The sequence below is a fragment of the Acinetobacter sp. YH16056_T genome, from assembly GCF_024605895.1.
GTDB classification, from domain to species: domain Bacteria; phylum Pseudomonadota; class Gammaproteobacteria; order Pseudomonadales; family Moraxellaceae; genus Acinetobacter; species Acinetobacter amyesii.
Map to the genome: position 1 here is coordinate 1,548,391 of NZ_CP094545.1, position 12,338 is coordinate 1,560,728.

Here is a 12,338-nt window from a genome sequence, read left to right on the forward strand (position 1 = left end):
AGTCTAATAAATAGCAGTATTACTTTTATATAAATTGGTAATACTAAATTGGCACAGCCTTTGCATTTCTACATACATCATAAAGTGATCTAGGGTTCCGATACATGAAGTTTCATGTAGGTCTGCGACCGAGAGTTCACGGCTTAAGTTGCAAGCTCAAGCTACACGGAGGGATAAAAGCCCGGGAGGTAAATAGTTAAGAATTAGGCAGAGGCTGCAATGAGCACAACACATTATCATGATGATAAAGCACTATGGACTGAACTTTTACCGGGTGGACACCACTGGTCAGCGCGTATACAGCGTGGGGCAGTATTACAGCTTAAATCACTTGGGCAAAATGCCAATGTGGCGCTGTACTGTGTAAATAGTGAAGATAAGCTTGAACGCTACAACATGCCAGATAGTCTCAAGGGGCAACACACGGCATATTTAAGTACAGGGCATATTTTGGCGTCGGATTTAGGCCGTGCCATGATCTCGATTGTGAAAGATGACCATGCTTGGAATGATGCTTTTTGTGCACCAAGTACTGCCCAACAAATCGAACAACGATTTGGTTCAAAAACTTTCCAAGATGCCCGTAATGATAAGTACCGTAACGGCAAAGATAGCTTATTGCTTGAAATGACCAAGTTTGGTTTATCCGCAACAGATCTCAGCAGCACCTTAAATTTATTCTCTAAAGTTCAACCGGATGACAACGGCAACTTAAGCTATGTTGCATCGGACAATACAAATCAAGTCATTGAACTGCGCTTTGAAATGGATTGCTTGGTGTTCTTATCATCCGCACCTCACGCTTTAGATAACAGCACAGTGTATGCACCTGCAGATATTCAACTTTCATTGTTTAAAGCTTTAGCACTTGGCGATACAGATGTTTGCCGTGATTCTTGCCCGCAAAATCAGCGTGCGTTCCAAAACAACAATCGTTACTACGCACTTAGCGCACTTTAATTTTGGGGAGAATTAAAATGTCTGTATTTCATACATTAGAAAAAACAGTATTAGATCAGGTATGTCCTGCTGGCGAAGCGTGGATGTGTGAAGTCAAAAAAGGGCAGTATTTCCGTATCGTTGACCTCGAAGGCAATCAAGCGGTGGATACCTTGTTTATCTCGAGCCAAAACCCTGAAGAACGCTATAGCGCTACGGATACCTTAGCCATTAACCAACAGATTTATTTAGAAAAAGGTTCAGAACTTTATACCAACTTTGGCAACAAAATTGCCACGATTCATGATGATAACTGTGGCCGTCATGACACTTTAGGCGGTGCTTGTTCATGTGAAAGCAACACCGTTCGCTATGCGCATGACAAATTTCCAATGCACAGTTGCCGTAATAATTTCATGATTGCGTTGTCACAACATCCGATTGCAAAAAAACATGGCTTAAACGTGCGCCATATCGGCCCAAATATTAATTTCTTTATGAATGTTCCTGTGACAAGCGAGGGTCATTTAAAGTTTGATGATGGTATTTCTGCACCAGGTAAATATGTCGAAGTGAAAGCGGAAATGGATTTAATCGTCCTCATTTCCAATTGCCCTCAACTGAATAACCCATGTAATGCCTATAACCCAACAAAAATTCAATTGATCATTCGTGAAGGCGAGGAGTAATACCATGTTCAATAAAGTCCTCATTGCCAACCGTGGTGCAATCGCTTGCCGTGTGATCCGTACACTGAAAAAATTAGGCATTCAGTCCGTTGCAGTGTATTCAGAAGCAGATCGTGATTCTTTGCATGTGACCTTAGCTGATGAAGCGGTATTTATTGGTGATAGTCCTGCCAGCCAAAGCTATTTAAATGTCGATAAAATTTTAGAAGTTGCAAAGCAAACAGGTGCAGAAGCGATTCATCCCGGCTATGGCTTCTTGTCTGAAAATGCAGAATTTTGTGATCTGTGTGAAGCGCAAGGCATTGTATTTTTAGGGCCAAATTCGGCGCAAATGAAATCCTTTGGCTTAAAACATACCGCGCGTCAACTCGCGATTCAAGCCAATGTACCACTTCTTCCGGGCAGTCAGCTTTTGGCAGATGAAGCTGAAGCACTGCTTGAAGCCAATCGTATTGGTTATCCTGTGATGCTGAAAAGTACCGCGGGCGGTGGCGGTATTGGTATGCGTTTGGTGTGGAGTGAAGAAGAGCTGAAAGATGCTTATTCTACAGTGTCATATCTTGCCCAAGCCAACTTTAAAGACGCAGGTTTATATTTAGAAAAATTCGTACAGAATGCCCGTCATATCGAAGTGCAGATTTTTGGTGATGGTAATGGCTTAGTCTTGGCACTTGGCGAGCGTGATTGTTCGGTACAACGTCGTAACCAAAAAGTCGTGGAAGAAACCCCAGCACCACATATCAATGATGAGCAACGTGCCTATATTCAATCTGTCGCGATTGGATTGATGAAGTCGGTGAGTTACCGTTCGACAGGTACAGTTGAGTTTGTGATGGATACCGACACACAGGAATTCTATTTCTTAGAAGTGAATACCCGCCTGCAAGTTGAACATGGTGTGACAGAGCAAGTGTTTGGTGTAGACCTTGTGGAATGGATGGTGACTCTCGGTAGTGGGGATTGGATTGCACCAACAGCACAACTTGAATCGAAAGGTCATTCAATTCAAGTACGTTTATATGCAGAAGACCCAATTAAAAACTTCCAACCGAGTGCAGGGCTGTTGACCTATGTCGATTTTGATCCGCAGGCACGCAATGAAACTTGGGTAGAAACCGGTTCAAATGTCTCATCATTTTATGACCCGATGATTGCGAAAATCATTGTAACTGCTGATGATCGTGACTCTGCAATTCAAGCCATGACCGAAACACTCGCCAAAACTTCGGTTGCAGGCATCGAAACCAACCTTGAATATCTGCAAAATATTGTTGACTGCGATGTATTTAAAGCCGGTACGCAAACCACACGATTCTTAAATACATTTGAGTGGAAAACCCAAAAAATTGAAGTGTTTCAATCAGGCATTCAAACTTCTGTGCAAGATGTCACAGGGCGTTTGGGCTATTGGGATGTGGGTGTGCCACCATCAGGTGCGATTGATCCGCTGTCACTTAATGTTGCGAATCAATTGTTAGGCAATGCATATAACACGGCAGGGCTTGAATGCACTTTGCAAGGCCCAAGTTTAAAATTCCACTGTGATAGCCAAATTGTATTGGCGGGTGGTGATATGCCATCAACGCTTGATGGTATGTCTGTACCAATGTGGCAAACCGTGAATGTGCGTAAAGGTCAGATTTTAAGATGTGGAAAAATCGCCACAGGTTGCCGTACCTATATCGGCATTAAAGGCGGTTTGAATGTACCTGAATATTTAGGTTCACAAGCGACCTTTACCTTAGGTCAGTTTGGCGGTCATGCTGGTCGTAATTTATTGATTGGCGATATGTTGCCAATCACTGCATTTACATCTGAACAAGTGACAGCACTTGCGCCTGAACAAGTGCCAACGTTTAGTCATGAATGGGAAATTGCGGTGATGTACGGCCCGCATGGTGCACCAGACTTCTTTACTAAAAAAGACATTGATACCTTCTTTGCCAATACTTTTGAGATTCACTTTAACTCAAGCCGTACAGGTATTCGTTTGATTGGTCCAAAACCTGAATGGGCACGTGAGGATGGTGGTGAAGCCGGTTTGCATCCATCGAATATTCATGACAATGCTTATGCCATTGGTGCTATCGACTTTACGGGTGATATGCCGATTATCTTGGGTCCAGATGGTCCAAGTTTAGGAGGCTTTGTTTGTCCTGCCGTGGTGATTAATTCTGAGCTTTGGAAACTTGGTCAATTGAAAGCAGGAGACAAAGTCAGATTTATACCTGTGAGTTATCATCAAGCGAAACTTTTAAATGAAAAATATCATGCACAATTAGAAGCATCTGATACGCAGGCTGTAGCTTTTGACGAATCGTTCTATCCTGAACTTTCCACCTTAAAAAATGCGGTGCTTGACACTTTAAAAGGTCAGAATGGCTTGCCGGATGTGGTGTATCGTCCTGCTGGCAACAACTACATGTTGGTGGAATATGGTGAGTTGGTTTTAGATCTGAACTTACGTTTCCGTATTCATGCACTCATGCAATGGGTTGAAAAGCAAAATATCACAGGGATTATTGATCTCACACCGGGCATTCGTTCGTTACAAATCCATTTTGATTCGATCAAGCTTGATCAATTGGATTTATTGCGTTTGCTACAAATCGCTGAAGCTGAACTGCCTGATGTGACCCAAATGCAAGTACCGTCACGGACTGTGTATTTACCACTTGCTTGGGAGGATACACAAACCCAGCTAGCGACAGAGCGTTATATGCAAACCGTACGTCCAGATGCGCCATGGTGTCCTGACAATATTGAGTTTATCCGTCGTATTAATGGTTTAAAAGACAAACAAGCGGTCAAAGATGTGGTTTATGACGCGAGTTATTTGGTCATGGGTTTGGGCGATGTGTATTTAGGTGCACCTGTGGCAACACCATTAGATCCGCGTCAACGTTTAGTGACCACCAAATATAACCCTGCACGGACATGGACGCCTGAAAATGCTGTCGGTATTGGCGGTGCATATATGTGTGTCTATGGTATGGAAGGTCCGGGAGGCTATCAGTTCGTGGGTCGTACTACGCAAATGTGGTCTCGTTATCGTAAAAACCCTGACTTTGAGCAAGGTATGCCGTGGTTATTACGCTTCTTTGACCAAATTAAGTTTTATGAAGTGTCTGAAACTGAACTTATGCAAATGCGTGAGGACTTCAAAGCAGGTCGTTTAAAACTGCGTGTAGAAGAAGGTGTACTCAACCTAAAAGAATACAATGACTTCTTGACTGAAAATGCAGAATCAATCTCAGCATTTAAATCCATCCAACAAGCCAATTTTGATGAAGAACGTCGTCGTTGGCATGAAGCTGGGCTTGCAGAATATGTTTCTGAAAGTTTGGATGCTGTAGTAGAAGACAGCGATATTCAAATTCCAGAAGGTGGCTGTGCAGTGGAATCGCACATGCCGGGCAGTATTTGGAAAATCGAATGTGCATCAGGCGATATTGTGGAAGAAGGTGCAACGCTTGCTGTGATTGAAGCGATGAAGATTGAGATTCCAATTATTGCACCTGAACGTATGAAGGTTTCTGAAATTACCATTGAAAAAGGGCAGACGGTGAAAACGGGGCAGGTGTTGTTTACGTTGTCGCCAGTGGCATAAAAAATCCTCCCTAACCCTCCTTTGAAAAAGGAGGGAATTTCCCCTCTTTATTAAAGAGGGGTTAGGGGGAATTTAAGAATTACATTTTTCGATATGTTTATAAATCCGCTCACACAATGCTTTCGCTTTTGGTGTCAGTTTCCAACCAGAGTTTTCATCAAAATCTTTAATAATTTCACGGCAAAAATCTAATTTGTATTTAATAGTACCGACACCTTGACCATCGGCAAACAAAGATTGTGTGGTTTTTGATGAAGGTTTTTTTAATTTAATATCTAGGAGTTTACCAATACCATATTCTTTGTGATCAAAGTAATTTTCACTCGTTATATTGTTGGTTAAAGAAATATCATAGCTATCTTTAGTTTTAGATTTCATACGCTTGAATCTTTGATCGCGACTCTAATAATGGAATCCTTAGGTAGAGTATTCTCTGTTTCTTTACACTCTAAAATCAGATAATTGCCTTTCTTTAATTCACTTTTTAAGACTTGAACACGATCAGCCTTACTTTGAATATCACCATCAGCAATGAGTAACATTTCACTTGCAACAGCTTTAGCGCTCAATCCCTTATCTTCTAATTGGTCAGTATAATCATCGCTAAAAGACCAATGTACTAAATTACTGCCAGCATATTCCACGAATGTATAGTGATAGTTCGGCATAAATCTACGGTATTTTTTATAAACTTCCTGATCTGATACTTTTAATTCATCCAAATATTTTTCCATATATTTGGTGATATAAAGCCGATCTGTAATGCCTTCCACCCAAATCGTACAGTTTGCCAAATAGACAGAAGACGGACGCACACCTAATGAAGCAAGTAAGTCACGATCCCGGTCACAGCGATAAATTTTGAAATCAAATTTCCTGCGATCTTCTTTTTTAGGTTGTTTTACAAATTTTTGAATCATGACTTGATCTGATTCATCTGCCATATCAAGTAAGTGATTTGAGTGAGTAGTAAAAAAATAATAATGTGGTGTTTCATTGAGATAAAAGTTCATCAATTGACGAACCATACCTGCATGCATGTGCAATTCAGGCTCTTCTATAAAAAATGCATGTATTTCTGTATTTCCTTCTTTGTCTTTACTTTTTATATAAGCTTCATAAGTTAAGATTATGGCTTGTTGCAAGCCATCACCTAATTTATGAATTGGAAACTGATCATCCTCACCAATTTTAATATGTACAACATCGTTGTCATGACCATTATCATCTTTACCAATATATGGAATTAGAGTGACGGTTTCATTATCAAAAAAATACTGACTTAACTTTTCTTCATATTGTTTTATTAGCTCGCGCTGTTGCGGTTTACCTAATAAATGAACTTTTAATTCATGATATAGGCGTTCTCCTGTAATTATATTTTCATGATTAAATTTATTCTGATTCTTGAAATAGTCTTTTTGTGCACGCTCTATATAAGGATATTTTTCGTCTAAATCGGTTACAGGGCGCATACCACGTAAGATAGGGATATAAAATTTAGGATTAGTAAATATAGGGTTTAAGTTTTGCTCAATTTCTTGACTAAAAGTAGTTTCAGCTTGTGATTTATTATTATTTGTGTAAAGACTAGATAGTTGACCAAATCTTGATAAGTAATTGAGTGAATTTGAAAAATTAGAATTAGCAGAGCCTATATTTGATGGCTTAATTTGCTCTACGGTATTTATAAAATGTGTAAAGTAGGTGTGATTATTAGATCTCTTTCATAAATCAAAAAACGATCTTCTTTTTGGTTAATATTTGCACTCCGGATTTCTTAGCATTCGTGCATAATCTGCGGATGAAATACATCGATTCAAACAAGCTTTCTGATCCTCAGTTCAAGCGATACACAGGCATCTCATGGTCAACTTTCTATTTGATGGTTGAGCAATTGAAGAAACATGTCCCTGCCAAAGGCAGACCGCCCAAGTTAAGCCTGGAAGACCAGGTTCTGCTCTGTCTAAGCTATTGGCGGGAATACCGAACCTTATTTCACGTTGCGACGAGCTACGGGGTTTCAGAGCCCACAGCCTCAAGAATTGTCCGTCATGTTGAAGACTGCCTGATTCGGTCCAATCTCTTTAATTTACCCAAAGATTTACCCGAGGGCGAAGGCATCGATTGGAATGTTGTGATCGTGGATGCCACAGAAATTCCAATCCAAAGGCCTAAAAAAACAGAAGAAAAGCTATAGCGGCAAGAAAAAGACCCACACTTTCAAAGTACAGGCCATCATTCATTATCAAACTCAAAAAATCCTGAGTTTATGTACGAGTCGTGGTGCCGTACATGATTTCGAACTCTTCAAACGTAACTTGAATCAGATTCCTGCAGGTGCATTTATCCTTGCGGATAAGGGTTATCAGGGAATTTATACAGTGTATCCAAATAGCTTGTTGCCATTAAAAGCAAAGAAGCGCTGTAAACTGGATTCCGAACTAAAAATCTATAATCAGGAAATCAATAAAAGAAGAATTGGAATTGAGCATGTATTTGGCAGTTTGAAAACCTTCAAAATTCTTGCTGAGCGATATCGCAATCGAGGCAAAAGACTAGCATTGAGATTCAATCTAATTGCTGGAATTTATAACTTGGAGCTGAGTGAAAAACGACTTATGAAAGAAATCTATTATATTGGTTACTGTGAATTAAATGGTTTGTAAAAGCTTGTAATTTTCTAAATTGAAGAGAATTATAGATTTGTTGACCTTGAGTATTTTGAAAAAGATTTCTTAAAAATCTACTTTTGCCTGCATTATTTTTCCCAATAAAGAAATTTAAGCGTTTTATTTCTATAACTTCATAATTATTCGTCTCTTTATCATTATCTGATGTGTAGTTTTCTAAATTTTCTGCCCAATAATATAATTTTTCTGTCATATAGCCCCCAAAATATAGAGCTAATTTAGCAATAAAACACTGCTTTTAAAAGATAATTTATAAATACATAAAGCAATTTAATCGTTATTGATTCAACGCTTATTTATCCAAATGCTCTCTCAAAATGCGTCGCAACTCTAAAATGGCATCTGGAGACTCATGGATGGAATGCCCACCATTGAACATTTTTTCAGACACAGCACCATCTAAATGAGAACTTGTATAGGGAACAATGCCATCCGACATTTTGCTCGGTTCAGTACTTTGCGTCTGATTTCCCATAATAGAATGATAAGGAATATCTTTATTTGGCATGATGTCAGCAGACAACAGCATAAAACGTGATTGTTGACTTAAATCTGCTGGCCCAGACTTAATCAGGCCCATCGTTGAATTTTTTGCATTCGGGATTTCAACATTGACATCATTTAAAAAACTTAAAGGCAATACCACGATTTTTTTCGCCAAATTGGTAAACCAGCGGTCTGCATAGTCAGTACCATGATGCGGTGCGGCAATGAAAATTGCACGACTAACTGGCTTCAAGGCTTTAAAGACAAAACGATCGCGGATAATTGGATGACGTTGTAACTGTGTATTTTGTTCATAGTTCATGAGTGGAATAGCTTGAGCGGAAATATCTGCATCACTAACCAATAAACGACTAATGATGCCGCCCATACTATGTCCGATAATGACAGCATCTTGAGCCGAAGGCGTATTGGGTTGAACAATTGCAAATGCCTGTTTGAGTAAAGCATTGATTTGAAAACGACTCTCAAATATTGGCATATTGGTTGAGTAAAACACTTGCCAAACTTGGTAATGATCACGTAGTTTTTGATCACCCATAATGTTATTGGTCAGGCCGATCCAAGTTTCAGGACTGCTGGCTAATCCGTGAACCATGACAATAATCTTTTTATTAGGTTGATACGGCTCTAACATAAACACATGTGGCATGCGCAAATGTTCTTCCTTATTCAATAGTGTCCAATAGCCAGATCGTCCTAATTTATTTTCGGCTAACCAAAGACCATAAGGCACAGAATAATTGGCTGTTAGGGTATAGGGCTGAGATTCAATTTTTGCCTTTTTAAATTGATAGGGATTAAATAATTCAACATTAAAGTCTGATTGCGGCGACAAAATTTCACTAATGCTGCTATTGGTCTTTGCAGGCTCTGCTATCGCACTGACAGATAAATAGCGTGCTGTATGGATATTGGGGTTGGATTTATTTGAATAATATTGTTCAGGATCTAATATAAAAGGCTGCGCAGCAGACAGATCCGTGGCTTTTTTGACTAAGACAAATTCAGAGCCTATGCCTTCCTGACGGTTAATGGTTTTTAAGCCTGAAAAATTAAAATTATAGCTCGACTGTAATTTATCAATGTCCGCATTTTTGATTTCAGGATAATGTTCATAGTTAAAATGATAAAGCGATGAACCCAGCATTAAACTTTCAGGCATTTGCTGATAGTCAAAACGGGTGAATGATGAGGTGATTAAACGTGATAAAGCCACATTATAAAAGGTGCGGACTTGTCCCTGACGCAAATCAAATAACCGTTCTTCAGGGGCTTGAGCGGATTTAAATAGATAGACATAGCTGTAACGCAGACTGAAATCAAAGTCTGCAAGCTGCTGATCCATACACATTTTAATTTTGCTTGAAGCTAATTTTCCGCTGTGTTGTTTTAAGCTTTTTTTGCATTGTGGATTTTGTTCGGCGCTTAAAGCACGTGCTATGTACAGCTCACTTGCTGCTGCATAGACTTGAGCAATATCTAAAGTTTCATTATTACGCATTTTGTGAATACAGCTTTCAAGCGCATTTAAACAAGATTGGTCGCTTTCATTCACCATTAACAGGATTTGATGGCTAAATGTACTGAGCTTCTGATGGGTTAATATGCTATCTGTTTTATTATTTAGTGACGCACTGAGTTGATTTTCTTGTAATTTGACCAATTGGCATCCACTAAGCAAACTCAGGCTGATGATATACATAAAACGAGCGGGTAAATGCGTGAAAGGCATCATTGGAAAGGTCACAGGCATCTATTTTTTGTTATTTTAACCTTTATAAAATAGTAAAAATAGGGCAGGTGTTACAGCGCTCAATCCTAGAAAATTACTACGTATGTATCCTTTCTAACTAAGCTAATGTTCGAATGCTGTGATACCGAAAAGTTGATTTGAGATTCAAACACTGTCACGTGTTAAATTTAATCTAATTGTGCTGCTGATTTTTTAAGGTCATATTGAGCAATTTATGATGAATGAATCTAAGTTTATCCAATACCGGATTCGACAACGTAAATGGATAAGCATCATCTAAGCCCATGCTGCGGTTCAACGCATTTAAATTAAAGGTCAAGGTCATCCAGTGTTGCAGCAATAGGTCAAAATCCTGAGCGCCAATCGGGTTCTCTTTCAGTTCTAAATTATTCAAATCTGACTTATTGGTTTTGACCACTAATCCTGCATAGTAGGCGGTTTCAAGAGTGTCCATCATGTGCAAATAATGCGCCCATGTTTCCGCCCAATCTTCCCAAGGATGCGTACTGGCATAGGAACTGACATAGTAATCCGCCCAATTTTGCGGCGCACCGTCATTATAATGCCGTTTCAGAGCTTCACTATAATCTTGTCGTTCATCACCAAACAGTTCCCGAAATTCATCAATTAGCTCTGGGTGTAAATGTTTGATCAAATCAAAATAATAATGACCACTTTCATGTCTAAAATGACCTAGAAGTGTGCGGTAGTTTTCACCCATTTTTATGCGCGTTGTTTCACGGTAAATCACATCTGCTTCACTGGCATTCAAGGTAATAATGCCATTGGCATGACCAGTCATGACAGGTGTATTTTCTGTTGGCATCAGAAAGTCAAAACGCAGGCCAAAACGGTCCTCTTTACTTCGTTTAGGACGCGGCATGGTATTCAGTTGCTGCATTAAATACAAAAAACGCCGTTTGGCATGTTCCAATCGAGCCCAGTACACAATATGGTCTGGGTTATCTAGGTTGGGAATGGTGTGCGTGAGCAGGCAAGACTCACAATAAATTTCCTCACTGTCAGCAGGCACCATCCAGTTACATATCTGATGATGCTGATAATTATGACAAGGTTTAAAGCGTTTTCCCTTTATTTCAGGATTTAACGCAAGCCACAGCGTAGTGCTGTGCTTTTCAAAACAGCCCATTTGCTTTTCAGAGGCAATATAACCCAGCGCAGTCTGACAATTGACACAGTGTGAATTGGCAAAAAAGATTTGGTTAGAACATACCGCGCAGCTGAAATACTTCATAGGCGTTGAGTGATGAATAGAATGATCAATCAGTATAAATGATGTTCAATGTTGATGAAATAAATTGAACTTCGAGTTTGTTGCATGTCGGTCAATGCTCTTGCTTAAGAACAACGACCTTTAGAAATAGTCTTTCATCAAATAATACATCGCAGCAATAGTGCAAAGGGGTCTCGATGAGTGCATTTATTGCACAAATCATGAACAGTAAAATCTAAAAGAAAGTTAAGAGTCCCAAAAAACGATCATTTTTCATGTTCCTCACTTGGCACAGTTTCTGCATTTCTATCGATATTACGAAATAAATATTTTGTATTACTTAAACAGGAGATGCATATGAACCGCCATCAATCTGCAACATTTCTGCATCAATTAAAGCAATTTTTTATTGAGCTACTGAGCGCCCGTGCGGGTTTCTATATTCAGCAAAAAAAATAAGGAACAACAGTGCCTAAACAAAAGCTGGCGCGTATCAGTATTACAGTACCTGAAAAAACAGTCGATGCTTTGGATCAAAAAATTGTCGATCAGCATTATGAAAGCCGTTCTCAGGCCATTGTGGACATGATCAATAAGCATCTGATTGCCGATCAGGAGCAACGTAATGAAGTAATGGTCGGCACGTTTACATTACTTTATGACGCAAGTAGTACGGCGCTACGTATTCAGCTTTTAGATTTACAGCAGCAGTTTTTAGAACAAGTGGTGAGCTCACTGCATATTCAACTAGACGACCACAAAATTTTAGAAGTCATGATTCTGCAAGGCGTCAGTTCAGAGCTCAAAGTCATCAGTCAGCATTTTTCAGCACTTAAAGGTGTGATTAAAGGACATTTGGAGTTGATGGACGCTGTGATGCCGCCAATTCCGCAAAATGCAAAGAATTAAGGAG

Annotated in this window: 8 protein-coding genes, 2 pseudogenes and 1 riboswitch; of the genes and pseudogenes, 6 read left to right on the plus strand and 4 right to left on the minus strand. The window is 39.5% G+C overall.

Annotated features, from left to right (window positions below):
- The first annotated feature begins 78 nt into the window (after window positions 1-78).
- Window positions 79-190: riboswitch (guanidine-I (ykkC/yxkD leader) on the plus strand.
- A gap of 29 nt (window positions 191-219) precedes the next feature.
- From MST17_RS07735 to uca, 3 genes are read left to right on the plus strand one after another with little or no spacing between them, the layout of a single operon-like run.
- Complete coding sequence (locus tag MST17_RS07735; RefSeq protein WP_180027130.1) at window positions 220-960, plus strand: urea amidolyase associated protein UAAP1; 741 nt, start codon at window positions 220-222, stop codon at window positions 958-960.
- Between the two features lie 17 nt (window positions 961-977).
- Window positions 978-1,628 (plus strand): urea amidolyase associated protein UAAP2, encoded by a 651-nt coding sequence (locus MST17_RS07740; protein ID WP_180027131.1) that lies wholly within the window; start codon window positions 978-980, stop codon window positions 1,626-1,628.
- Between the two features lie 4 nt (window positions 1,629-1,632).
- The gene (uca, locus tag MST17_RS07745; RefSeq protein ID WP_180027132.1) at window positions 1,633-5,238 is read left to right on the plus strand and encodes an urea carboxylase; all 3,606 of its coding nucleotides are present in this window, start codon (window positions 1,633-1,635) and stop codon (window positions 5,236-5,238) included.
- A gap of 72 nt (window positions 5,239-5,310) precedes the next feature.
- Here the strand turns inward: uca and MST17_RS07750 are convergent.
- A pseudogene (locus MST17_RS07750) lies at window positions 5,311-6,866 on the minus strand (ATP-dependent endonuclease); the annotation flags it as partial.
- Between the two features lie 176 nt (window positions 6,867-7,042).
- Here MST17_RS07750 and MST17_RS07755 point away from each other — a divergent pair.
- Window positions 7,043-7,438 carry a transposase family protein gene (locus MST17_RS07755; protein ID WP_071851480.1) on the plus strand — a complete coding sequence of 132 codons (396 nt, stop codon included), beginning with the start codon at window positions 7,043-7,045 and terminating at the stop codon, window positions 7,436-7,438.
- Window positions 7,386-7,907, plus strand: coding sequence for a transposase family protein (locus MST17_RS07760; RefSeq protein ID WP_257246886.1), 522 nt, complete (start codon window positions 7,386-7,388; stop codon window positions 7,905-7,907). The genes MST17_RS07755 and MST17_RS07760 overlap by 53 nt, the downstream gene beginning before the upstream one ends.
- Window positions 7,908-7,964: 57 nt before the next feature.
- Here the strand turns inward: MST17_RS07760 and MST17_RS07765 are convergent.
- The 3 genes and pseudogenes from MST17_RS07765 to MST17_RS07775 all read right to left on the minus strand — a co-directional run.
- A pseudogene (locus MST17_RS07765) lies at window positions 7,965-8,124 on the minus strand (hypothetical protein); the annotation flags it as partial.
- 99 nt (window positions 8,125-8,223) lie between these two features.
- Entirely contained in the window at window positions 8,224-10,173 is a 1,950-nt protein-coding gene (locus MST17_RS07770; protein WP_180026978.1) for an alpha/beta fold hydrolase, read from the minus strand.
- A gap of 190 nt (window positions 10,174-10,363) precedes the next feature.
- On the minus strand, window positions 10,364-11,446 hold the full coding sequence (locus MST17_RS07775) for a putative zinc-binding metallopeptidase (protein WP_180026979.1): 1,083 nt from the start codon (window positions 11,444-11,446) through the stop codon (window positions 10,364-10,366).
- Between the two features lie 447 nt (window positions 11,447-11,893).
- Between MST17_RS07775 and MST17_RS07780 the strand changes: the two genes are divergently transcribed.
- Window positions 11,894-12,334 (plus strand): CopG family ribbon-helix-helix protein, encoded by a 441-nt coding sequence (locus MST17_RS07780; RefSeq protein WP_078190923.1) that lies wholly within the window; start codon window positions 11,894-11,896, stop codon window positions 12,332-12,334.
- Window positions 12,335-12,338: the final 4 nt, after the last annotated feature.